At 58.5% G+C, this 24,262-nt stretch carries 19 protein-coding genes; 11 read left to right on the top strand and 8 right to left on the bottom strand.

Annotated elements, in window-relative coordinates; genetic code table 11:
• Nucleotides 1-38 precede the first annotated feature (38 nt).
• Together ACR0EK_RS06015 and pepN are read right to left on the bottom strand one after the other, a co-directional pair.
• A complete protein-coding gene (locus ACR0EK_RS06015) occupies nucleotides 39-467 on the bottom strand; it encodes a hypothetical protein (RefSeq protein WP_480773213.1) in 429 nt (142 codons plus the stop codon).
• A complete protein-coding gene (gene pepN / locus ACR0EK_RS06020) occupies nucleotides 464-3,016 on the bottom strand; it encodes an aminopeptidase N (protein WP_480486257.1) in 2,553 nt (850 codons plus the stop codon). The genes ACR0EK_RS06015 and pepN overlap by 4 nt, the downstream gene beginning before the upstream one ends.
• A gap of 207 nt (nucleotides 3,017-3,223) precedes the next feature.
• On the opposite strand from pepN, the gene ACR0EK_RS06025 reads away from it, so the two are divergent.
• The 3 genes from ACR0EK_RS06025 to ACR0EK_RS06035 all read left to right on the top strand — a co-directional run bounded on the left by ACR0EK_RS06025 (nucleotide 3,224) and on the right by ACR0EK_RS06035 (nucleotide 6,843).
• Nucleotides 3,224-5,359 (top strand): malate synthase G, encoded by a 2,136-nt coding sequence (locus tag ACR0EK_RS06025; protein WP_480899029.1) that lies wholly within the window; start codon nucleotides 3,224-3,226, stop codon nucleotides 5,357-5,359.
• Nucleotides 5,360-5,416: 57 nt separating this feature from the next.
• Nucleotides 5,417-5,842: a GlcG/HbpS family heme-binding protein gene (locus tag ACR0EK_RS06030; RefSeq protein ID WP_480476007.1), complete on the top strand. Its 426-nt coding sequence runs from the start codon at nucleotides 5,417-5,419 to the stop codon at nucleotides 5,840-5,842.
• Nucleotides 5,843-6,063: 221 nt separating this feature from the next.
• Nucleotides 6,064-6,843: a gamma-glutamyl-gamma-aminobutyrate hydrolase family protein gene (locus ACR0EK_RS06035; RefSeq protein WP_480476009.1), complete on the top strand. Its 780-nt coding sequence runs from the start codon at nucleotides 6,064-6,066 to the stop codon at nucleotides 6,841-6,843.
• A gap of 59 nt (nucleotides 6,844-6,902) precedes the next feature.
• Here ACR0EK_RS06035 and ACR0EK_RS06040 read toward each other — a convergent pair whose 3' ends face one another.
• Both ACR0EK_RS06040 and ACR0EK_RS06045 read right to left on the bottom strand, forming a co-directional pair.
• On the bottom strand, nucleotides 6,903-9,143 hold the full coding sequence (locus ACR0EK_RS06040) for a xanthine dehydrogenase family protein molybdopterin-binding subunit (protein ID WP_480899026.1): 2,241 nt from the start codon (nucleotides 9,141-9,143) through the stop codon (nucleotides 6,903-6,905).
• Nucleotides 9,144-9,146: 3 nt separating this feature from the next.
• Nucleotides 9,147-9,611: a (2Fe-2S)-binding protein gene (locus ACR0EK_RS06045; RefSeq protein WP_480506281.1), complete on the bottom strand. Its 465-nt coding sequence runs from the start codon at nucleotides 9,609-9,611 to the stop codon at nucleotides 9,147-9,149.
• 98 nt (nucleotides 9,612-9,709) lie between these two features.
• Here ACR0EK_RS06045 and ACR0EK_RS06050 point away from each other — a divergent pair, with 98 nt between their 5' ends.
• Nucleotides 9,710-10,288, top strand: a complete 579-nt coding sequence (locus ACR0EK_RS06050; RefSeq protein ID WP_480506282.1) for a TetR/AcrR family transcriptional regulator — start codon at nucleotides 9,710-9,712, stop codon at nucleotides 10,286-10,288.
• Here the strand turns inward: ACR0EK_RS06050 and kynU are convergent.
• Nucleotides 10,281-11,474: a kynureninase gene (kynU, locus tag ACR0EK_RS06055; protein WP_480899022.1), complete on the bottom strand. Its 1,194-nt coding sequence runs from the start codon at nucleotides 11,472-11,474 to the stop codon at nucleotides 10,281-10,283. The two genes, ACR0EK_RS06050 and kynU, sit on opposite strands and share 8 nt — an antisense overlap.
• Before the next feature lie 172 nt (nucleotides 11,475-11,646).
• On the opposite strand from kynU, the gene ACR0EK_RS06060 reads away from it, so the two are divergent.
• The 6 genes from ACR0EK_RS06060 to ACR0EK_RS06085 all read left to right on the top strand — a co-directional run bounded on the left by ACR0EK_RS06060 (nucleotide 11,647) and on the right by ACR0EK_RS06085 (nucleotide 18,369).
• Nucleotides 11,647-12,096: a methyltransferase family protein gene (locus ACR0EK_RS06060; RefSeq protein WP_267364290.1), complete on the top strand. Its 450-nt coding sequence runs from the start codon at nucleotides 11,647-11,649 to the stop codon at nucleotides 12,094-12,096.
• Nucleotides 12,097-12,225: 129 nt separating this feature from the next.
• A complete protein-coding gene (locus ACR0EK_RS06065) occupies nucleotides 12,226-13,797 on the top strand; it encodes a Re/Si-specific NAD(P)(+) transhydrogenase subunit alpha (protein WP_480481810.1) in 1,572 nt (523 codons plus the stop codon).
• 13 nt (nucleotides 13,798-13,810) lie between these two features.
• Entirely contained in the window at nucleotides 13,811-15,265 is a 1,455-nt protein-coding gene (locus tag ACR0EK_RS06070) for an NAD(P)(+) transhydrogenase (Re/Si-specific) subunit beta (protein WP_480967663.1), read from the top strand.
• Nucleotides 15,266-15,420: 155 nt separating this feature from the next.
• Nucleotides 15,421-15,777, top strand: coding sequence for a VOC family protein (locus ACR0EK_RS06075; RefSeq protein WP_480557517.1), 357 nt, complete (start codon nucleotides 15,421-15,423; stop codon nucleotides 15,775-15,777).
• A gap of 109 nt (nucleotides 15,778-15,886) precedes the next feature.
• A complete protein-coding gene (locus ACR0EK_RS06080) occupies nucleotides 15,887-17,164 on the top strand; it encodes a DUF3422 family protein (RefSeq protein ID WP_480899018.1) in 1,278 nt (425 codons plus the stop codon).
• 68 nt (nucleotides 17,165-17,232) lie between these two features.
• Nucleotides 17,233-18,369: an MFS transporter gene (locus ACR0EK_RS06085; RefSeq protein WP_480899016.1), complete on the top strand. Its 1,137-nt coding sequence runs from the start codon at nucleotides 17,233-17,235 to the stop codon at nucleotides 18,367-18,369.
• Between the two features lie 6 nt (nucleotides 18,370-18,375).
• On the opposite strand, the gene ACR0EK_RS06090 is transcribed toward ACR0EK_RS06085, so the two are convergent.
• From ACR0EK_RS06090 to ACR0EK_RS06100, 3 genes are all read right to left on the bottom strand, one after another.
• Entirely contained in the window at nucleotides 18,376-19,356 is a 981-nt protein-coding gene (locus ACR0EK_RS06090; protein ID WP_267366742.1) for an ABC transporter permease, read from the bottom strand.
• The gene (locus ACR0EK_RS06095) at nucleotides 19,349-20,356 is read right to left on the bottom strand and encodes an ABC transporter permease (RefSeq protein WP_209504480.1); all 1,008 of its coding nucleotides are present in this window, start codon (nucleotides 20,354-20,356) and stop codon (nucleotides 19,349-19,351) included. Before ACR0EK_RS06095 ends, ACR0EK_RS06090 begins: the two co-directional genes overlap by 8 nt.
• Before the next feature lie 93 nt (nucleotides 20,357-20,449).
• On the bottom strand, nucleotides 20,450-22,156 hold the full coding sequence (locus tag ACR0EK_RS06100; RefSeq protein ID WP_480899013.1) for a peptide ABC transporter substrate-binding protein: 1,707 nt from the start codon (nucleotides 22,154-22,156) through the stop codon (nucleotides 20,450-20,452).
• Between the two features lie 285 nt (nucleotides 22,157-22,441).
• On the opposite strand from ACR0EK_RS06100, the gene ACR0EK_RS06105 reads away from it, so the two are divergent.
• The gene (locus ACR0EK_RS06105; protein ID WP_480545733.1) at nucleotides 22,442-24,262 is read left to right on the top strand and encodes an ABC transporter ATP-binding protein; all 1,821 of its coding nucleotides are present in this window, start codon (nucleotides 22,442-22,444) and stop codon (nucleotides 24,260-24,262) included.

The following is a 24,262-nucleotide window of genomic DNA, read 5'->3' on the forward strand; positions in this document are numbered from 1 at the left end:
TTTTTTGTGTCCAATGCGCCCTTAGATCACGCAGTGTTTCAGAAAACAGTGAAATGATGACGGTTTACGCGAAAACCTGCCTGTTTCAGAATGGTTTCCAGATCCCGATGCGGCGGCAGAGACTCATCTGGCAGCCGGATTCGTTTCCCGGATTTCAGGACGATGGATAGGCGAACGGAAAAGTCCCACCGGGTGTCAAATCGGAAATGGTCGATATCCCGCATCGGGATATCTCCCTTACGATTGCCCGTGAACCAGCGCACCGCATCCCGGTCCAGATGCACGCCAGCGCTGGTATTCTGGATCACGTCCCAGATTGCGGGGAGAGTGGCAAGAGACAGCAGGCCGACAACCCACCAAGCCGCGTCGAACAGGATGACCAGCGCCAGCAGGGTCGCGTAGACACTGGCCAGAATGACCAGTGTTCGTGTGTTCCGGTTGCGGCGGGTAAAGCTGTAGGGTGTCATGCGCCGAGGATGCGGGATACCATTTCCGTCGTGTCGCGCGACAGGTTCGGTGTTTCTGCAATGCGAGAAAGCTGCGCGCGCATCTGGCCCTGACGCCCGGTGTCGTACCGTTTCCAGGTCTGAAAAGCTGAACACATCCGTGCCGTGGTTTGCGGGTTCACAGGATCAAGGCGGATCAGCCAATCGGCCAGCAGGCTGTACCCGGCACCATCCGGCTGGTGGAACCCTGCGTGGTTCATCGCCAAGGCCCCCATGACAGCGCGGAACCGGTTCGGGTTCTTCCAGTTGAAATCGGGATGCCCGGTCAATGCCTTCGCCGTTTCCGGTGTCGCCTCGGGGGCGGCCATGGTCACCTGCAAGCCAAACCATTTGTCCATGACCAGCCGGTCATGATGCCATTGGTCATAGAAGGCGGTCAGTTGGGCCTCGCCCTTGCGGGCACGCAACAGGCAGGACAGGGCTGTCAGTTGCAGGGTCATGTTATCCGCTTTGGTATACACAGCGGCCGCCATTGCCCCTCCGTCCAGACGAGAGGTCAGCGCCAATGCCGCACTGCCAAGGGCGCGTTTTCCGGATTGCTGGGCATCCGGGCTGTAGGGGCCATCAACCAACGCCTCGCTGTGCAGGCGGGGCAGCAGATCCTGCACATGCTGTGCCGTGGCCTGCCGCAGCGTTTCGACCGCCGACCAGATTGCCATCGGATCGGGCGTTTGACCGTGTTCATGCAATGCCGCAGCCAGTTCGGATTGCGTCGGCAGCCCAAGCATCAAGGCGCGATAGGCCGGGTCCAGCGTGTCGTCGCGCAGCACGGCCAGCAGCCCGTCAAGGTAATCGGCGTCCGGGGTTGCCTCGTCCAAGATCATCCGCAGCAAGGTGTTTTGCGCCAGCGATCTGCCAGCCTGCCAGCGGTTGAACGGATCTGTGTCATGCGCCAGCAGAAACGCGCGTTCGGCGTTTGAATGATCGTGTTCCAGGATGACCGGTGCCGAAAAATCGCGCAGGATCGAAGCTGTGGGCCTTGTCGCAAGCCCCGTGAACTGAAAACTTTGCTCGGCCTCTGTCAGTTCCAGCACTTCGGTCGTGCGGACCTCATCCCCGTTTGGTCCCAGCAGGCCAACGGCGACCGGGATCACCTGCGGCAGTTTCTCTGCCTGACCCGGTGTGGGATCGGTGCGCTGTTTCAGTGTCAGGGTAAAGGTCCCGTCGGCCCAATCTTCAAATACGGTCAAACGCGGCGTGCCCGACTGGCTGTACCAGCGTTTAAACTGGGTCAGGTCGCGGCCTGTAGTGTCTTCGAACACTTTCAGCCAATCCTCGATCGTGCAGGCCTGCCCGTCATGGCGGTCAAAATAGAGGTCCAGCGCCTTTGCATAGGCCTCATCCCCGACCAGCCGCTTTAACATGCCGATGACTTCGGCACCTTTTTCGTAAACCGTGGCCGTGTAGAAATTGTTGATTTCCTGAAAGCTTTCGGGTCGTACCGGGTGCGAGAGCGGGCCGTTATCCTCGGGGAATTGCCGCGCGCGCAGGTCTATGGCGTCGTGTATGCGTTTCACAGGGCCCGAGCGCATGTCGGATGTGAACTGTGCATCGCGGAAGACGGTCAGGCCTTCTTTCAGACACAGCTGGAACCAGTCGCGGCAGGTGATGCGGTTGCCTGTCCAGTTGTGGAAATACTCATGCGCGATGATCGCCTCGATCCGTTCGAAATTGGCATCGGTCGAGGTTTCAGGACTGGCCAGAACAGCCGAAGAGTTAAAGATGTTCAGCCCCTTGTTTTCCATCGCGCCCATGTTGAAGTCATCGACGGCGACGATGTTGAAGACGTCCAGATCGTATTCACGGCCATAGACATCTTCGTCCCATTTCATGGACTTCTTCAGCGCCTCCATGCCGAAGGCGCACTTGCCTTCATCCCCCGGACGCACCCACAGGTTTAACTCAACATCCCGGCCTGATCTGGTGGTGAACCGATCAGGATGGGCCACAAGATCCCCAGCGACAAGCGCAAACAGATAGGCAGGCTTGGGCCACGGGTCGGTCCATTCGGCCCATCCTTCGCCCTTGCCCGAGGGGTTGCCGTTCGACAGAAGAACCGGCAGGTCGCCATTGATGCGCACGGTAAAGGTGGACATGACATCGGGGCGATCCGGATAATATGTGATCTTGCGGAAACCTTCCGCCTCGCACTGGGTGCAATACATGCCGTTCGACATATAAAGCCCCTCCAACGCCGTGTTGTTGCCCGGATCGATCTCAACCTCGGCTTCCCAGAGGAACGGGGCGTCGGGAACACCGGCGGTCAGGCCCTTGTCCGTGACGTCAGGCGAAACTTCGGATCCGTTGATGGACGCGCGGATCAGGTTCAGATCTTCGCCGTGCAGGAAAAAGGTGCGATCGGTCGCGTCGGGATTTGGACGAAACGCGATACGCGACGTGACCCGTGTTGCATGTGCGGACAGATCGAAGGTCAGGTGTACGCTGTCCAGCAGATAACCAAACGGAGTGTAGTCTTTCAGGAAGATCGTGGTGGGGGCAGCGTCGCGCATGGGGGCCTCGCATCGGTTCGTGTCTGGCGCGACGTTAGGGGCATCGTTCCAGAGCTGCAACTGGCCCCCGCCATTCCCTTGTTGTTTTTGAAACAGCTTCCCTTCGATCCGAATAACCCTAACGCAAAGTCGAAAGTTGCCTATCGGAAACTTTCGGCCTAAGTCACTTACGCATACAATGGCACACAATCGCGGGAGAGCAGGAAGATGAGTGGCAGACAAACCCTGAGCGGGCTGCAGATCGATCCAATACTGGCAGAGTTTATCGAGACGCGGGCATTGCCGGGTACGGGTGTGTCGGCGCAGGATTTCTGGGCGGGTCTGGCGCGACTGGTGTCTGAACTGGGGCCGAAGAACCGCGCGCTTCTGGCCAAGCGCGCCGAGATTCAAGGGCGCATCGACAGCTGGCATATTGCGCGCGAGGGTCAGAGCATTGATCCCACTGACTATCGGGCTTTTCTGAAGGAAATCGGTTATTTGGTCGAGGAAGGCGACGGGTTTCAGATCGACACGACACATGTCGACCCCGAGATTGCGCTGACGCCGGGCCCGCAGCTGGTTGTGCCGATCACCAACGCGCGCTTTGCGCTGAACGCGGCGAACGCGCGATGGGGCAGCCTGTATGATGCGCTTTATGGCACCGATGCGATAGGCGATCTGCCAACAGGTGGTGGGTATGATGCGGCGCGCGGTGCGCGGGTGATAGCCTGGGCAAAAGCCTTTCTGGATGACGCCGTGCCTCTGGCTGGTGGGTCTTGGGCCAAGGTGTCGGGACTGCATGTTGAAGAAGGTGTTCTTTCCCCGGCACTGGCAAACCCTGCTCAATTTGTTGGTTTCGGTGGCGCGGCAGACAAGCCGGATTTTGTGCTTCTGAAAAACAATGGTCTGCATATTCAGATCATGATCGATCCGACTGGCGCCATCGGCGCCACTGATCGCGCAGGTATCGCCGATGTCCGGCTGGAATCCGCCCTTTCAACGATTATGGACTGCGAGGACTCGGTCGCTTGTGTTGATGCAGCGGATAAGGTCGTGGCCTATGGCAACTGGCTGGGCCTGATGAAGGGTGATCTGACCGAAGACGTCACCAAGGGCGACACCACATTTACCCGCAAGCTGGCAGAGGATCTGACCTTCACCACACCGACAGGTGAGCAGGCGACCTTGAAGGGTCGTTCGCTGATGCTGGTGCGGAATGTCGGCCACCTGATGATGAACCCGGCCGTTCTGGATGCTGAAGGGCGCGAGATTGGCGAAGGGTTGATGGACGCGCTCTGCACCACTCTGATCGCAATGCATGACCTGCTACGGGATGGGGGTAACTCAGTCGAAGGGTCGGTCTACGTGGTAAAGCCCAAGATGCACGGGCCGGAAGAGGTTGCCTTTGCGGTCGAGATTTTCGACATGGTCGAAGACATCCTTGGCCTGCCGCGCAACACCGTGAAGCTGGGCATCATGGATGAGGAACGCCGCACGTCGGTCAACCTCAAAGAATGTATCCGCGCCGCGAAGTCGCGCGTCGCCTTCATCAATACCGGTTTCCTGGATCGCACGGGGGATGAGATTCATACCTCGATGGAGGCCGGGCCGATGCTGCCCAAGGGCGACATCAAGAACACGCCCTGGATTGCGTCTTATGAAGACCGAAATGTCGATATCGGTTTGGCCTGCGGCCTGAAAGGCAAGGCGCAGATCGGCAAAGGCATGTGGGCGATGCCGGACCGGATGGGCGATATGCTGGAGCAAAAGATTGGCCATCCGCAATCAGGCGCCACCTGCGCCTGGGTGCCGTCGCCGACCGCCGCGACTTTGCACGCCACACATTACCACAAGGTCAACGTACTGGCCCGTCAGGACGAGATTGCAGCGGCGGGTGCCCGAGGAACGCTTGACGATTTGCTGACCATTCCCCTGCTGGGGGGGCGCAATCTTGGTGACGCGGAAATCTCGTGCGAGGTCGAGAATAATGCACAAGGCATTCTGGGTTATGTCGTGCGTTGGGTCGATCAGGGCGTGGGATGCTCCAAAGTGCCCGACATCAACGACATCGGGTTGATGGAAGACCGTGCGACCTGCCGGATTTCGTCTCAGGCACTGGCCAACTGGCTGCATCATGGCATTGTCGACGAAGCACAGGTGATGGCTGCGATGCAGAAAATGGCGGCTGTCGTGGACCGCCAGAATGAAAGCGATCCGGGTTATGTCCCGATGGCGCCGGGCTTTAACGGAATTGCTTTTCAGGCGGCTTGTGACCTTGTGTTCAAAGGCCGTGTGCAGCCCTCGGGCTACACCGAGCCGGTCCTGCACGCACGCCGTCTGGAATTGAAGGCAGCCACAGCGTAAAACGAAGGGGGCGATCCGCCCCCTTTCTTCTTTCGACATGCAGACACAGGAATGCACATGGAAGTTTCCCTTCGCAAAGCCCGCACCATTATCCGCAAAGCGCTTGAGAAAGGCCGCGAGATGGAGCTGAAGCCACTTTCGGTGGTTGTTCTGGACGCAGGCGGCCACGTCATCGCGTTCGAGCGTGAGGATGATGCAGCACCGGGCCGCTTTGCGATTGCGCATGGCAAGGCATATGGCTCTGTCATGCTGGGCATGGCGGGCACGGCACAGATGCAACGGGCCGAGGCGCAAGCCTACTTTATGGCGGCTGTAAACGGAGTGTATGGCGGGCAGGTCGTACCAGTTCCGGGCGGGGTCTTGATACGGGGTCGAAAGGGCGACGTGATCGGTGCCGTTGGGGTAACCGGCGACACGTCAGAAAACGATGCTGCCGTTGCGATGGCGGGAATTGAGGCCGCTGGGTTGGACGGCGAGATTTAAGTCCGACCATTGAGAGCAGCTCCGTCAAAGCAATGACTTGGCGCATGTTTCCGACTTGAAGTTTTAGGCGGGGAAAACGAGCCGTGACTTGACTGATCGCGGGGGGTATTTGTGCACCCCTGAACACGTCCCTGCGCTGTCACGCAGGAGGTGTATTCTTGCACGACTGTGAAGCTGCGGTTAGCTTCCTTTTCAAGGGGATGTATAACAAGGAAAGCGGAATGTCTCGACCCGTTGTTGGTATTATCGGCAACTCATACCTCATGAACGATCAATACCCGACCCATGCAGGGGGGACGATGAATTCGGACGCTGTGGCGAACGTATCGGGATGTTTACCGCTGCTGATCCCCGCCGATCCCCGTTATGTGTCGGTTGAGGAGTTGCTGGAGGTTTGCGACGGCTTTCTTCTGACCGGCGGTCGCCCCAATGTGCATCCCGAAGAATATGGTGAACCGGCTACCGAGGCGCATGGAGAGTTTGACCGCGCGCGTGACGCGATCACCCTGCCGCTGGTTCGGGCCTGTGTGGAACGGGGTCAGCCGTTTCTGGGCATTTGCCGCGGATTTCAAGAGGTCAACGTGGCCATGGGCGGAACACTCTATCCGGAAATTCGTGATCTGCCGGGGCGGATGAACCACCGGATGCCGCCCGATGGTACACTTGAGGAAAAATTTGCGCTGCGCCACGTGGTGAAACTGACGGAAAACGGTGTGTTCCACGACTTGTTTGGTGCGCAGGAGGTCATGACAAACACGCTGCACGGGCAGGGGATCAAGTGCATCGGACAGCGTGTGGTGATCGATGGGCATGCGCCGGACGGAACGCCCGAGGCGATCTACATCAAGGACGCGCCCGGATTTACGCTGTCCGTGCAATGGCATCCCGAATGGGATGCGATCAACGACCCGGTTTCACGCCCCTTGTTCGAAGCCTTCGGCATGGCTGTGCGGGGATGGGCGGCGGGGATTGCCTGTCAGGCAGTTCAGAAATCAGCCTGACTAGGGCACCGGACCGTGCGGGCGCGCGACGGACCGGTGCAGGGGAAGGTAAATGGCAATCAGACCAGCAGGTTGAACTGATTGACCAGCGGCAGGCTGCGCGCACGTTTTCCGGTTAAATCAAACAGAGCGTTACCCAGTGCGGGCATCGAGGGGGGGGTGCCGGGCTCACCAGCGCCGCCCATATGGCGATTGGTCTCCAGAACGCGCACCTCGACTTGTGGCGCAGTATGCATACGAAGGGCGTCATAGTCGGGGAAATTGAACTGCTCGACTTCCCCGTCGGCGAAGGTAATCTCGCCGAAACACGCGGCCGACAGGCCATACATCATGCCGCCAAACATCTGTGCCTTGACGTTTTCAGGGTCCAGCGCCAGCCCCATGTCACAGGCGATCCAGGCCTTGTGGATGCGGATGGCACCGTTATCGTCGACCACTTCGATAACCTGAGCCACCGGAGTGCCGAAGCTGTAGGTGAAGGCCACGCCACGGCCTACACCGTCAGGTGTTTTTCCGGTCCAGTTGGACATTTCCCTGACCGCCTCCAGACATCCGGCAGATGGGGCATGTTCGGTTCTCATCATTTCTAGCCGGAAGTCCAGCGGGTCGCGCCCTGCGGCATGGGCCAATTCGTCCATGAAGGTCTCGTGGAAAAAGCCGTTGTGGCTGTTGCCGACTGAACGCCAGAAGCCCACCGGGACAGCCAGATCAGCGACGTGGCCGCTCATCCGGTAGTTTGGCACGGCATATGGCTGGTTGAAGAACCCTTCGACCAGCACTTTGTCGGGTCCGCCTCCGGGGAAGCCGGTGTAACGCTCGACCGCCTGTTGCGTGCAGGACTGCGCTGCAACCTTGCCGTCAATAAGAACGGCCTTGCCGTCCTGAACAGCGCCGCGCATCCGGGCGATGGCGCCGGGGCGGAAGTAGTCGTGACGCATGTCTTCTTCGCGGCTCCAGGTTGTCTGGACCGGTGTGCCAGGCATGGCCATGGCGACCTTGGTGGCGATTTCTCCGAAATCCAGTTCGCCCCGGCGGCCAAACCCACCCCCCAGATAGGTGGTGTGAATCTGAACAGCCTCAGTGTCCAGATTTGCGGTATTCGCAGCGCGAAAACGGATCAGCGTCGGGGCCTGATTGCCGCACCACAGTTCCAGAGCGTTTCCGGTATAGAGCGCGGTGGCATTCATCGGCTCCATCGTGGCGTGCGCCAGATAAGGCACTTGGTATTCGGCAGTGACCTCGGTTGCGCCATCCGGCGTCACGCTGACATCGCCATCATCGCGCATGGTCGAGTTCGGCGCGCCGTCAAACGCCTCTGCAATCTTTGAGAAAATACCATCGGTATCAGGTGGATATGGCGCATCGCCCCAGTCGATCTCAACAGCCTCAACAGCCTGATTGGCCAGCCATGTGTTGTTCGCGATCACGGCAACACCTGTGCCCAGATCAACAACTTTTTCGACCCCGGGCATGGTTATTGCAGCACTGTCGTCAAAGCTGTTCATCGCGCCGCCCAGTTTGGGGTTCATGCGCACGGCAGCAAATTTCATACCGGGCAGGCGAACATCGATGCCGAACTCGGCAGTGCCTGTCACTTTGCCCACCATGTCCAGTCGCGGTTGTGCCCGTCCCAGATAACGCCATTCGGACGGGTCTCGCAAAGGTACCTCGACGGGTTCCAGTCCGGCCGCTTCCACTGCAAGATCGGTATAAGCGATCTTGTCACCGGTCGGCGCGATGACATGGCCTGAAGCTGTTTTCAGATCCGAGGGGTCGATACCCAACCGATCAGCGGCGGCGCGTTTCAGCGTTTCACGGGCCGAAGCACCGGCTTGCCGCATCCTCTCGAACCCGTCCTTCATCGAGGTGGAGCCGCCTGTGACCTGCAGGCTAAGGGCCTTGCCAAGAACACCCAGTGCTTCACCTAAGTTGTGCTGGAAGTCTGAGATGTCGTAGCCCTTGTTTGGCAGTCCCTCGCCCATCATGGCTGAGTTGTAATAGGCGGCGGCTGCCGGACCGTGCAGAACGGTGATCTGATCCAGATCGACATCCAGTTCTTCGGCGATCAGCGCGGCCCACGTGGTTTTCACGCCCTGTCCCATCTCGGCACGGGGCGCGAACAGGGTGATGCCATTCTGATCGATCAGTACGAAGGGGTTCAGGGCCGCTTCACCCTCTTTCGGTTTCAGCGGGTTGGGGGCAGGGCGGGTGACATAATACGCGCCAAAGGCGACGCCGCCGACAATTGCGGCTGAGCCGATCAGGAACGTGCGGCGGATAATTTTGCCAACAGAAGCCATCTCTTACGCCTCCTTCAACTTGGAGGCTGCGTCGTGGATCGCGGCCCGGATGCGGGGGTAGGTGCCACAGCGGCACAGGTTTCCCTGCATCGCCTCATCGATCTCTGCGTCCGTGGGCGCAGGGTTCTCCGCAAGCAGGGCAGCGGCCTGCATGATCTGGCCCGACTGGCAATAGCCACATTGCGCCACCTGATGGTCAGCCCAGGATTGCTGGATCGTAGCCAGTGCTTCTGGCGTGCCGACGCCTTCGATTGTGGTCACGTCACCCCAGACATCCGACAGCGCCACTTGGCACGAACGTACCGCCTCGCCATCGATATGAACCGTACAGGCGCCGCAAGCGGCGACGCCACAGCCAAACTTGGTGCCGGTCAGGCCAACCTCATCCCTCAGAACCCAAAGCAGGGGGACATCATCCGGCAGGTCGATCTGATGAGGAGTTCCGTTAATCTTCAGGGCCGTCGCCATGGCGCACCTTTTGTAACTGTGGCAGGTTCTGACATAATGGTTGTAAAGTGTCAGTCTGTCAATTGACAAATTACACAAAAAATGTCAGAGATTTGCGCATGAAAGATACGAGTGACGAATCCCGGCAGAAAGCGATCCTAGCATCTGCTTTTCAGGCCTTTTCCGCATACGGGTTCCGCAAGACCTCGATGGATGACATTGCGCGCGGTGCGGGGATGTCACGGCCAGCGGTTTATCTGTATTACAGGAACAAGGAAGCGATCGTTCGCAAGCTGACTGAACGGCATTACGAGGAAAAGTCCGCAGTGGTGGCCGCGGCGCTGAACAGCGAAGGCTCGGTTTCAGAACTTGCCAGAAAGGCGATCCACGCCCAGACCGAGGGCATGGCTGCGATTTTGGCGTCGCCGCATGGGCTTGAGATGCTGGACACGACCAAATCCATGGCCATCGACATTGTCGAACGGGGCGAAGGTGAACTAACCGCGCTTTATGCCGAATGGCTGAGGCGAGAGCAGGGTGCTGGCCGCGTTCGTCTGTTCGACACGCCTGAAGAAACGGCGAAAACACTTACGGTCACGCTGAAGGGGATCAAGCTGACTGCGTCAGACGCCGAGGAATTTGAAAGGCGCACCAACCAGTTGGCGGCCCTGATCGGGGCCGGGCTGGAAATCAGGTAACGCGCTGCCGGGTTTTGTACTCGGGCGTGTCCCAAAGCTTGTTCTGCATGACATCCGCCAGAATCCCGACTGCACGCTCGACATCGCTTTCATCGATATACAGCGGCGTGAAACCAAACCGCATTGTGTCAGGTGCGCGGAAATCTCCGACGACACCACGCGCGATCAGCGCTTGCATCGCGGCATAGCCTTCCTTGAAGCGGAATGAAACCTGACTGCCACGCTGCTCGGGCGCGCGCGGACTGTCCAATTGCAAGTCTGGGCAGGTCGCCTCGACCTGACGAATGAAAAGCTCGGTCAATTCAATGGACTTGGCGCGCACATCCGCCATGTCGGCCATATCCCAGATATCCATGGCCGCCGACAGCGCGGTCATTTGGATGATCGGAGGTGTTCCCACGCGCATACGCTCAATCCCGCTTCCGGGGCGATAGTCCAGGTCAAAGGCAAAGGGCTCTTCGTGCCCCAGCCAGCCGGACAGGGCCGGGCGCACACTATCTGCCAGTCGGGGCGCAACATAAATGAACGCGGGCGCACCGGGGCCGCCATTGAGGTATTTATAAGTACACCCGACTGCGAAATCCGCATTGCACCCTGCAAGGTCAACGGGAATGGCCCCTGCGGAATGCGCCAGATCCCAAACCGTCACGACACCGTTGGCGTGGGCCAGTTCCGTCAGTGCCTTCATGTCGTGCATCCGGCCCGTGCGGTAATCCACTTCGGTCAGCATCAGGACTGCGACCTCTTCGGTGATTGCATCTGCGACGTCCTGCGGGTCGACGACGCGCAGTTCGTATGGGCTCCCAAGGGATCGCAGCAGGCCATCGACCATGTACAGGTCTGACGGAAAGTTCCCATTGTCGGAAAGCACAACCTTGCGGGTCGGGTTCAGTTCAAGGGCAGAGGACACGGCCTGATAAACCTTGATCGACAGGGTGTCGCCGGTCACGACGCTGCCTGGCTCGGCTCCGATCAGGCGGCCAATTCGATCTCCAAGCCCCATGGGAAGGCCCATCCAACCGGCTTTGTTCCAGCCGGTGATCAGCATTTGCCCCCATTCCTCGGACAGCATGTTCTGCACACGAGACGCAGCCGTTTTAGGCAGCGGGCCCAAAGAGTTGCCGTCCAGATAAATCACGCCCTCGGGCAGGTCGAACATGGCTTTGGTTGCTGCAAAATCGGTCATGAAGGCTCACTCACTTGTGTGGTCGTCTTTTGTTGCATTTGGGGTAGCCGATCCTGACATGTCTGTCTATCGATGCGACATACTGGTCTTTTGCTAATCTGGCCGAAAAACGGTAGGACGTCGGTCAGAAGCGACACACACCCGACACCGTCGTCGTTCATGAGGGCTTAGAATGCGCTGGATAGATGTACCGCCAGTTTGGTTGATCGCTTTTGCGGTGCTGGCATGGGCACAAGCCAGATACATGGCGCTGGGCCTGTCACTAGAGAGCGGCCTGACCGACCTTCTCAGTGGAGTTCTGATCGGCGGTGGCGTTCTGATGGCCGTTCTGGCCATTGTCGAGTTTCGCCGCCATAAAACAACCGTCATTCCCCATGAGACACCGACCGCGATGGTGCAAACGGGCATCTACAAACGCAGTCGAAACCCGATCTACGTCGGGGACGTACTGATTCTTGCGGGTTTGATTCTGCGGTTTGACGCCGTGTTGTCACTGGTTTTGGTTCCGGTCTTCGTCTGGGTGCTGGAGCGCCGGTTTATCCTGCCGGAAGAAGACCGCCTGCGCCGGCAGTTCCGCACGGATTTCGCACGCTATGAACGCAAGACGCGGCGTTGGATCTAAGGTGGCTGATTTTGTGATGTTACGTAAAAAATGCTGCGCTTGCGAAATAATGTTGCGCAGGATACATCTTTGCTTAACAAAGAATACCGACCACCCGCTCGGACAGAGTAAAAATTAGGGGGACTGCCAGTGAAGATAGGCACGCCAAAGGAAATACTGGACGGTGAGAACCGGGTTGCAATGACGCCCGACTCGGCCGTGCAATTGCAGAAACTGGGCTATGAGTGCCTGATCGAGAAAGGCGCGGGCGCGGCTGCCGGTTTTTCGGATGCCGCATACGAGGCCGTAGGCGTTGAGGTGGTCAAGACCGCAGCGTCGCTGTGGAAGACTGCGGATATCATTGCCAAGGTTCGGATCCCGACTGAGGCCGAACTGAAACGGTTGACCAAGGGCAAGACCCTGATTTCGTTCTTCAATCCTGCGGGCAACGAAGAAGGAATGGAGCTGGCCAAATCCAAGGGCGCCAACGTGATCGCCATGGAGATGGTGCCACGCATCTCGCGCGCGCAGAAGATGGACGCGCTGTCGTCGATGGCAAATATCGCAGGCTATCGCGCCGTGATCGAGGCAGGCAACAACTTTGGCCGTTTCTTCACCGGCCAGGTGACCGCCGCCGGTAAAGTTCCTCCTGCCAAGGTGCTGATCGTTGGGGCCGGTGTGGCCGGTCTGGCCGCAATCGGGACGTCCACGTCGCTGGGCGCGATCACCTACGCGTTCGACGTGCGCCCTGAAGTGGCCGAACAGGTCGAATCGATGGGGGCTGAGTTCGTCTATCTGGACTTCGAAGAAGAGCAGCAGGACGGCGCGGCCACAGGCGGGTATGCCTCGGTCCAGTCGGAAGAATTCCGCAACGCCCAGCTGGCCAAGTTCCGCGAACTTGCGCCCGAGATGGACATCGTTATCACCACCGCCCTGATCCCCAACCGTCCGGCGCCCAAGCTGTGGCTAGAGGATATGGTCAAGGCGATGAAGCCGGGTTCGGTCATCATCGACCTTGCAGCCGAGCGTGGCGGTAACGTCGAAGGCACCGTGCCGGATGAGAAAGTTGTCACCAACAATGGCGTGACCATAATCGGTTATACCGACTTCCCCAGCCGGATGGCGGCACAATCCTCGTCGCTTTATGCCACCAACATCCGTCACATGATGACAGACCTGACGCCCGAAAAGGACGGTCAGATCAATCACAACATGGAAGACGATGTGATCCGCGGCGCGACCGTGACGCATGAAGGTGAAATCACCTTCCCGCCACCGCCGCCCAAGATTCAGGCGATCGCCGCACAGAAAAAGCCCGAGGTCAAGGAACTGACCCCGGAAGAGAAAAAGGCGCAGGAGATTGCGGCCTTCAAGGCGCAGACCAGGCAGCAGTTTACATTGTTGGGTGTCGGCGGTGCACTGATGCTGCTGGTGGGGCTGGTTGCCCCGGCCAGCTTCATGCAGCATTTCATCGTCTTCGTGCTGGCCATTTTCGTGGGCTTCCAGGTGATCTGGAATGTCTCGCACAGCCTGCATACGCCGCTGATGGCGATCACCAACGCGATCTCGTCGATCATCATCGTTGGGGCCTTGATGCAGATCGGATCGGGGTCGTTCCTGGTCATTCTGCTGGCGGCACTGTCTGTCTTCATGGCCGGGATCAACATCTTCGGCGGCTTCCTCGTAACCCGGCGCATGCTCGCCATGTTCCAGAAATCTTAAGGAGGCCGGGCACATGGAATTTGGCTTCACCACTGCCGCCTATGTTGTTGCGGCTGTTCTGTTCATCCTTTCCCTTGGCGGGTTGTCGAACCAGGAAAGCGCCAAGCGCGCGGTCTGGTACGGCATCGTCGGTATGGCGCTGGCGGTCTTTGCCACGCTGGTTGGCCCCGGTTCTGGGCTGTGGCTGCTGTCGATCCTGCTGATCATTGGCGGCGGTCTGATCGGTCAATACGTGGCGCAGCGCGTCCAGATGACCGAGATGCCGCAGCTGGTGGCCGCGATGCATTCACTGGTCGGTCTGGCGGCTGTGTTCGTCGGCTTCAACGCGCATTTTGAAATCGGCAACGTGGCACAAGTCATGGCAATTGTGGATACGGCGAAAGAGGCGGATCTGCATGATCTGGGCACCTTTGCCAAACTTATCGCCAAGAAGACGCCGGCCGAGCTGGCAATCCTTCATGTAGAGCTGTTCCTGGGCATCTTTATCGGTGCGATCACCTTTACCGGTTCGGTCGTGGCCTATGGCAAGCTGGCGGGCAAAGTGACCTCGGCGGCGACAAAGCTGCCCGGTGGTCATGCGCTGAACGCAGCGGCTGCGGGTCTCTCGCTGATCTGTCTGATCTGGTATACCTCGTCCGGTGGGCTGCTGCCGCTGATCCTGATGACCCTGGCCGCGCTGTTCATTGGTTATCACCTGATCATGGGCATCGGTGGCGCGGATATGCCGGTGGTTGTGTCGATGCTGAACAGCTATTCGGGCTGGGCCGCGGCGGCGATTGGTTTCTCGCTGGGCAATGACTTGCTGATCGTGGTCGGTGCGCTGGTGGGCTCAAGCGGTGCAATCCTGTCCTACATCATGTGCAAGGCGATGAACCGTCACTTTGTCAGCGTGATTCTGGGCGGCTTTGGTGGCCCGCAGGGTGAACAGATGGCCGTTGAGGGCGAGCAGGTGGCCATCGAGGCGGATGGCGTTGCTGCAGCCCTGAACGATGCCGACAGCGTTATCATCATTCCCGGTTATGGTATGGCGGTGGCGCAGGCACAGCAATCGGTCAGTGAACTGGTCCGTAAGCTGCGCGCCAAGGGTAAAGAGGTGCGTTTTGCGATCCACCCGGTCGCGGGCCGTTTGCCGGGCCATATGAACGTGCTGCTGGCCGAGGCGAAGGTGCCCTATGATATCGTTCTGGAAATGGACGAGATCAATGACGACTTCCCGGATACGGATGTGGCCATCGTCATCGGCTCGAATGACATCGTGAACCCTGCGGCGCAGGAAGATCCCAACAGCCCGATTGCCGGTATGCCGGTTCTGGAATGCTGGAAGGCCAAGCAGGTCTTCGTGTCAAAACGTGGTCAGGGTACGGGGTATTCGGGTATCGAAAACCCGCTGTTCTTCAAGGAAAATACCCGCATGTTCTATGGCGACGCCAAAGCGTCGCTGGATAAGCTCCTGCCGATGATCGAGTGATTAACCGGTCTGATCCAATTGCAAAGGGCGCCTTTGGGCGCCCTTTTCTTTTTTTGTGCTGTTGGGGGCTTTGCCCCCAAACCCCCAGGATATTTATGGCCAGATGAAGCAGGCGGGTTGTGATATACTCGATGCACGTGTGGTAGGAGCGAAACATGCAGAAAGTGAACGGTATTGGGGGCGTATTCTTTCGGGCCAGTGATCCCGAGGAATTGAGCCGTTGGTACGAAGAACATCTGGGCGTAAACCACTATGATCCGGTGCCCTGGAAGCAGCGCGAAGGGTATACGGTGTTTGCGCCGTTCGCGCAGGACACCGAGTATTTCGGAAACCCGGATCAGCAATGGATGATCAATTTTCGGGTCGACGATCTGGGCGCGATGATACAGCAGCTTGAAGCTGCCGGAATCGCTGTTGAGACCCGCCCCGACTGGGACAGTGAAATCGGAAAGTTCGCGCGACTTCACGATCCGGAAGGAAATCCGATCGAGCTGTGGCAGCCAAATCAATGAGATAGTCGGTTTGTATACCTTTGTATTCGTGTAAGTATATGAAATAAAATAAGAATTGATGTCTCCGAGTTGTGACGTATAGTGCGGACACCGCTATCGGAGCCTCGGAATGACGCCAATCGATGATCACCCGCTGCGCTATGCGCTGGCCAATGAACTTCATGCCCGCCCGTTTCCGGCCGCCGATACGCCGTGCACGGTCGCATTTATTGCGATCAAGAAGCCTGAAGCAGCCGTCGCTCGGGACCGCAATCAGGATATTGCGCATCTGATCGATCTGCTTGACCGGCATGGGGCGCAACATCCGCAGCCGGGGGCCACGCATTATGCCGGGCAGATAGGACGCCATTGGCTGAAATGGGAGCAGCACACAGAGTTTGTCACCTATACGGCGATTGTGCCGAACGTCAGCGGCCGCCCCTTCAACCCGGCTGATTTCGAAGTGTTTCCCCCAGATTGGCTGATGGCCAGCCCGGGCCAGAGGATCACTTCGCTGCTAATGCGGGTGGTACCGCGCCCGGAAGATGCAGCTGTAAAGGTCGCTCTGGCTGATTGGTTCGAACCTGAAAGTCTGGCGGTGTCGCGGGTGTTGGATGCTTCGGCGATTTGCGCCAGTGATTTCCGCATCGACCCGGCTGGTCACATGCGTTTTGCCCTGTTCGTGACCGAAGGCACGGGCACGCGCCGCACAGGGCGTATTATCCAGCGGCTGTGCGAGATCGAGACATACAAGGCGATTTCGATGCTTGGCTTTGCCCGCGTCAAACAATTGGCCCCCCGGATCGAGGAACTGGACGCCCAGTTGGCGAAGCTGATGGTTGAAATGACGGATGACACCACACCACCAGAAGCGCTGTTACCTCAATTGCTGGCCACATCGACTGAGCTCGAGACCATTTCGGCCCGCAGTTCGTTCCGATTTGGGGCAACCGGCGCTTACGAGGCGCTGGTGAATCAACGGATCGACGTCCTGCGCGAGGAAAGGTTCGAAGGCGGCCAAAGCTTTGCCGATTTCATGATGCGCCGTTATGACCCTGCGATCCGTACCGTGAAATCAACCGAACGCCGCCTGCAGGCGCTGTCTGACCGGGCGATCCGTGCGGGTGAGTTGCTGCGCACAAGGGTGGACGTCGAGCGGAGTGCACAAAATCAGGCCCTGTTGGAAAGCATGGATCGTCGGGCTGATCTTGCCTTGCGCTTACAACACACGGTCGAGGGGCTTTCTGTAGTGGCCATCAGTTATTACGCGGTCTCACTTGTTGGCTATCTTCTGTATCCGTTGACGGCCACAGGGATAAGCAAGGGAATGCTGACGGCGGCGGCGACGATCCCGGTTGTAGCGGGCGTATGGTTCGCCGTTCGGCGTATCCGCAAACGCCTGGGTTAAGCTGCAATTGCCAATTTGCGCCCAACCTGTAGAACGGGTGGGGCGGGCAGACAGCACGAGGTTCTCTGTTGATTGGCGTTTTCTCGGCATGGCGGGCAGTTGCGGCCATGTTCATCCTGAACGGGGCCTTGTTTGGCATCTGGGCCTCGCGCATTCCGGCCGTGCGCGACCGGTTGGAGCTGTCCCATGACGCGTTGGGGTACGGGTTGTTGTTCATGGCGGCCGGGGCTGTCTGTTCGTTTCCGGTCACGGGGCGGTTGACGGATCGGTATGGCGCAGTCGCGGTAACCCGGATAGTGGCTGTTCTGTACACGCTGTCTCTGGTTCTTCTTGCTGTTGCTGGCGGGTTTTGGGCGCTGGCGTTTTGTTTGTTTGTTTTCGGCGCGTTCCACGGATCGATGGATGTGGCAATGAATGCCTGGGCCGCCGAAGTCGAGCAGGCATATGACAAACCCGTAATGTCGTCATTCCACGCCATGTGGAGCCTTGGGGCCGGTCTTGGCGCGCTCAGCGGGTATGTGGCAGTTCAGATGGGGCTGACGGTTCTGGTGCACTTCCTAGTGGCGGGTGGCGCGGTTGTCGCCTTCGCGCTGGCCTTGTCGTGGGTGCGCTGGACGTCGAAACGGTCCGAGCGGTCGCAAAGCTCGGTTTTTGCTTTGCCCTCGGGTGCGCTGATACTGGTCGGATTCGCGGCCATGTGTGGTGCATTGGGTGAAGGCGCCGTCGCAGACTGGAGCGCGATTTTCCTGCGAGACGTTTCCGGGGCGCCCGAAAGTGTTGCCGCACTGGGCTATGCCGTGTTTTCCGTGACGATGGTGGCATTTCGCCTTGCAGGCGCGATTGTCATTATGCGGTTTGGTCCTGTCGCCACGGCTCGGTTTGGCGGGATCTGCGCGGCACTGGGCGTTTTCGCTGTGGTTTCTTCGGTCGCGCCCTTGCCCGCATTGGCGGGGTTTGCGCTGATGGGCATAGGGTATGCGGTGATCATGCCGCTGGCGTTCAGCCGTGCAGCCAGTGATCCACATGTGCCGCCGGGGCAAGCCATCGCAAGTGTCGCTACGCTGGGATATGGCGGGCTGTTGATTGGGCCGCCGCTGATCGGATTCTTGGCGGAACTGTTCGGCCTGCGTCTGGCGTTCGCCGTGCTGTTGCCATTGGCCGTTCTGATCGTGCTGTTGGCCGGCGCGCTAAAGCGCGCCGACTAACTTGTTTCAGCGTCCGCGAATGCGGGGATCCAGCGCGTCGCGCAGACCATCACCCAGATAGTTGACGCTCAGCACAGTCAGCGAGATTGCCAGACCGGGCCAGAATACACGCTCGGGGTATTGCTGAAGATAGTCGACACCATCAAACAACAGGCGGCCCCATGTCGGGAAGTCGGGCGGGAATCCCAACCCAAGGAAGGACAGCGCGCTTTCGGTGATGATCGCTGTGGCAATCCCCAGCGTTGCCGACACCATGATTGGCGAAAGAACGTTCGGCAGGATATGCCGCGTGATGATCTGGCTGTTGCTGGTGCCGATGGAGCGCGCGGCGAGAACGAATTCTCGTTCCTTGATGGCCAGCACATCACCGCGCACGATCCGTGCCGTCGGCATCCATGAGGTGATGCCGATGGCGCAGACGATCAGGATGAAGATCCCGCGCTCCAGCCCAAAAGCCGCCGAAAGGGGCTCGCGGAACAGAAGCATCATGACCAGCAGCAAAGGCAGCAGGGGCAGGGCCAGAAACAGGTCGGTCAGGCGCATCAGCGGCCCATCGAGCCGTCTGAAGAATCCTGCCAGAACGCCGATGAACGAACCCAGGAACAGCGCCAGCAACATCGCGGTTATGCCAACCGAGACTGAGGTTTGACCACCCGACATCATGCGCGCAAGAATGTCGCGACCCAATTGGTCGGTGCCAAAGGGATGCGCCCAACTGGGCCCCTGATTGCGCGACCGGATATCGATCTGGGTTGGATCAATGCTCCACAGATACGGGCCCAGATAGACACCGGCAACGATGATGATAAACAGGATCGCCCCGACCATTGCGCCTTTGTGGGTCTTGAACTGATCCCAAACATCGCGCCATTGGCTGCGGGGAGGGGTGGCCAGTTCTTCCATCACGTCGGCTGTCGGCAAGGCGGTTGAAGCTGGTGCAAGTCCTTCGTCCGGGACCAGCGTATCGGTACGATCATGATCAGTCATATCGAATCCTCGGGTCCAGAATGCCATAAAGTACGTCAGCGATCAGGTTGAACAGCACGATCAGTACGGCGAAAATAAAGGTCAGGGTTTGCACCATCGGCAGATCATTGGCCTGAATCGCGCCGATCAGCAACTGCCCGATTCCGTTCACCTTGAACACCTGCTCGGTGATGATGGCGCCACCAAAGATGGACGGAATACCCAGCGCGATCACGGTGACCACCGGGATCATCGAGTTTCGCAGGACGTGAACCATGACCACGGTATATTCGCTGAGACCCTTGGCGCGGGCGGTGCGAACGTAATCCTGATTGAGGTTATCCAGCATGGACGCGCGCATGAACCGGCTGAGTTGTGCGGTGATCTGCAAGGCCAGAACCATGACCGGCATGATCATCTGTTTGAGCTGCACAACAAAGCTGTCCCAGCTGTTGACCACCAGCGTGGTGTCATAGATCGACGGGAACCAGCCCAGCTGGACTGAAAAGATCACGATTACCAGCACGCCCGAAAAGAAGGGTGGAACGGAAAAGCCGACCATCGACACGAAGGTACCCATCTGGTCGAACCAGGAATACTGACGGTAGGCCGAATAGATGCCGATGGGCAGCGCAATCAGGATGGCGACCACATAGGCGGTGCCGACAACCCACAGGGTCTGCGGGATACGCTGAACGACGATGTCCATGACCGGCGAACGGGTCTGCCAGGAAATCACGCGCAGGTCGCCTTCGGAGAAGGTTGTACCGAATACAGAATCGACCAATACCTGCGGTTCTATCCAGAAGAACTGCACGATCCATTTCCAGAACCGGATATGCATCGGCTGGCCGAGGCCAAGCGCCTCGCGCATCTTCTCTTTGACTTCCGGGGGAACGGTGAGTGGAACCTGTGCCATCGGGTCGCCAGGGGCAAGCTCGAGCAGCAGGAAAATGACGAGGCTGATGAACAGCAGTGTGGGCACCGCCAACACCAGTCGTCTGATTGTAAAGTTGAGCATTCAAAGGCGCCTTTGTTGATGCGTCTTCTTGTTGGAGCGGCCTGCAAATGACCGCGCCCCGAAGATCGGGGCGCGGCTTGGCAGGTTTAACGCTTAGGAGCCGGTCTTGCGGTACCAGTCCGCAACGTTCCAAAGCTCGCTGTCCCAAGTGTTCAGGATCACGCCACCCAATGTGTTGGAATGTGCAGAGACCCGTCCACGATCAACCAGCGGAACCACGACATAGCTGTCCTTGGTCAGCATATCGTTGAGTTTACGGGCAATTTCGCCACGCTTTTCAAGCTCGCCAGTGCGGCCCAGTTCGGCCACCAACTTGTCGTACTCGGCATCACAATAGCGGTTGATGTTCTCGCCCTGCCACTGGCTTTCCGGTTTGGGTGCTTTGTCGCAGGTGTGCTGCGCAAGATAGCTTTCCGGATCGGTGCCATCGAAGTTGTTGGCGTACATTTCAACGTCTGCATAGAAACGCTGGAACGTGTCCGGGCTGCCCGGGTCACCACCAAAGAAGACCGACGCGTTGATGTTGCGCAGCTCGGTTTCGACACCGATCTGGCTCCACCATTCCTTGATCAGCGCCTGGAAGTCCTGACGAACGGCGTTGGTCGAGGTTTGATAGACCAGCGACAGTCTTACACCATCCTTGGCGCGGACACCGTCAGCACCTTTCACCCAACCGGCTTCTTCCAGCATCTGGTTCGCGCCGTCGATGTCCTGTGTCAGACATTCGGTGTTGTCGCTTGCGTACAATGCCGGGGCCGGTACCAGGTTGCAGGTCGGGCGACCGGCTTGGCCGTAGCCAATCTCAACCAGCAGATCACGGTCGATTGCCATCGACAGTGCCTTGCGAACCGCCAGTTCCGACAAGGCCGGGTGCGGATGTTTTGCGGTTGAACGTTCACCTTCAGGCAGGCTGGGGGACGGATCCGTCATGTTCATTTCGATCCGTTCAACCAAGGTCCCGAACGCCGCGATCGGAGTACCCTTGCCGCCTTCTTTCATTTGCTCGATGACTTCGGGCGCCAGTTGCAGGTTCCACGCATAGTCGAATTCGCCGGTTTCCATCACAGCACGGCCAGCCGCTGTCGCATCACCGCCACCTTTGAAGGTCAGCGTGGCAAAAGCGGGCTTGTTCGGGTCACGATAGTTCGGGTTGGCCGACATGGTGATCACGTCGTTTGGCTTGAATTCGTCCACCACAAACGGGCCGGTTCCGATCGGGCCAAAGTTCTGATCTGTACATTCGGGCGCCTTGGAGCCCATGCAGTTCTGAAACTGGGCCATCTGGATAATTGGCGACTGGCCACCCATGAATGGGCCATAGGGGTTCGGCTTTGGTTCGGCAAAGTTGACCTTGATGGTCAGATCGTCGATTGCCTCGACGCTTTCGACGCCTTCAAACTTGGCAAGCTGGGCGCAACCACCTTCCGGATGCATGCAATAGTCGGCGGTGAATTTCACGTCGGCCGACGTCACGGGCGATCCATCGGACCAGACCAAACCGGATTTCAGTTTCCACGTGATCGATTTCAGATCCGACGAAACACCACCGTTTTCCACGGTCGGGATATCCTCGGCGAGATAGGCTACAAGGTTCCCGTCTTGGTCATAGCGACCGAGCGGCTCAATCACCAACGAAGCCGATTCGATATCTTTGGTGCCCGAGGACAGGTACGGGTTCAGGATCGACGGAGCCTGCCAGTAAATGATGCTGACATTGCCGTCCGATCCACGCTCGGCCATAGCCACAGGGGCCATCGCCGTGCTTGCAATCGCACTAAGCAAAAGGGTTTTGATTTTCATAAGTTACTCCCAAGTTGGACACGTTCGTGTCTCGATTATCTCCGCAAGGCCTGCGGGTTTGGCGTTGCCGCCCCAAGGTAAGGTTCTGATCAACAAAGATAATAGCGCTAACGATTTCGGTCTGCGCCGCCTCCCCAGGTCGGTTACATGGCGTATCGAAACAGAACCTGAGAAAAATGCAAGTAGTGCCGTCGCGAAAATGTGTAATGGGTTTGACTTTTCCCGGCGGCCCGCCTTAGCGTTCGGAATTCAGAAAAAGAATACCGTCGTCAAGGGAGCGCGCGCGTGCTGGATCAGCCTATTGCACAGATTAAAAAACTGCGGGTGGAGTTTCAGACGAAGGATGGCCCCGTTGTCGGTGTTGAGGATGTCTCGTTCGAGGTCAAACCGGGTGAAACCGTTTGTATCGTTGGCGAATCGGGGTCTGGAAAATCGGTTTCGTCGCTGTCGCTGATGCGGCTGGTCGAGTTCGGTGGGGGTGAAATCGCGGGTGGTGAACTTCTGTTTGATCGCCGCGATGGGGGCGAGATGGACCTGTCCAAAGCCGATCCGGATCTGATGAAACAGATTCGCGGCAACGAGATCGGGATGATTTTTCAGGAGCCGATGACGGCGCTGAACCCAGTTTTTACCGTTGGTCGCCAGTTGACCGAAGGTCTGCGCATCCACAAGCAGATGTCGAAGTCACAGGCCGAGGACCGGGCGCTTGAGTTGTTGCGCCAGGTTCGTATCCCCGAGCCTGAGCGTCGTTTGAAACAGTACCCGCATGAGCTGTCGGGCGGGATGCGCCAACGTGTCGTCATCGCAATGGCGATGGCCTGCGAACCCCGCTTGCTGATCGCGGATGAACCCACCACGGCGCTAGACGTGACTATTCAGGCCGAGATCCTGGCCCTGATGGATCGCCTCAAGCGCGAAACCGGTACGGCGGTAATGTTCATCACCCATGACATGGCGGTTGTTGCGCAGATGGCTGACCGTGTTGTCGTCATGTATCGCGGCAACAAGGTCGAAGAGGGGACCGTCAGGGAAATCTTTGAAAACCCGCAGCATGATTACACCAAGGCGCTTTTGGCCGCAGTGCCGAAGTTGGGTGAAATGCAGGGCAAGTCGGCACCCGAACCGATGAAGTTGCTGGGTGTCGAGGGGCAGAAAATTGCACCCATCCCCGGAACCGAAGAAGTTTTGTTGACGGTAAAGAACCTGACCACGCGGTTTCCTGTCAAAGGTGGTCTTCTGCGGCGCACGATCTCGAACGTTCATGCGGTCGAGGATGTGTCATTCACACTGAACAAAGGTCAGACACTCAGCCTTGTGGGCGAATCCGGGTGCGGAAAGTCCTCGGCCGGGCGTTCGATCCTGCGGCTGGTCGAGCCGATGGCGGGCGAGGTCAATCTGGACGGTGTCGATATCATGAAGCTGGACCCGTCCGGCCTGCGCAAGGCGCGGCTGGACATGCAGATGATCTTTCAGGACCCGTTCGCCTCGCTGAACCCACAGATGCAGCTGGTCGATCAGGTTGCCGAGCCGATGCGCAACTATGGCGTGGCGTCGGGATCCGAATTGCAGGACCGCGTCGCGCAATTGTTCGACAAGGTGCAGCTGCCGCGCAGCTTCATGCGTCGTTTCCCGCATGAAATGTCCGGGGGACAGCGTCAGCGGATCGCGATTGCCCGCGCACTGGCCCTGAACCCCAAGCTGATCATCGCGGATGAGGCGGTCTCGGCCCTCGACGTGTCGGTTCAGGCGCAGGTTCTGAACCTGATGATGGAGCTGCAGTCCGATCTGGGGCTGTCCTATCTGTTCATCAGTCATGACATGGCCGTGGTTGAACGTGTCAGCCACTATGTCGGCGTTATGTATCTGGGCCGCATTGTGGAACTGGGCCCGCGTGCACGTGTGTTTGAAAACCCGCAACACCCCTATACGCAGGCATTGATGAAGGCAGTTCCAATTGCTGATCCGAACAAGCGAAAGACTGAAAAAGACCTGAACTTCAAACCGATCCCGTCACCGATCCATCCTGTCGATTACAAACCGGAACCCTCGCAATATCAAGAGGTTGAACCGGGTCACTTTATCCTGACCACAGACAGTGGGTACTGA

Source organism: Ruegeria sp. AE4 (genome assembly GCF_056542185.1).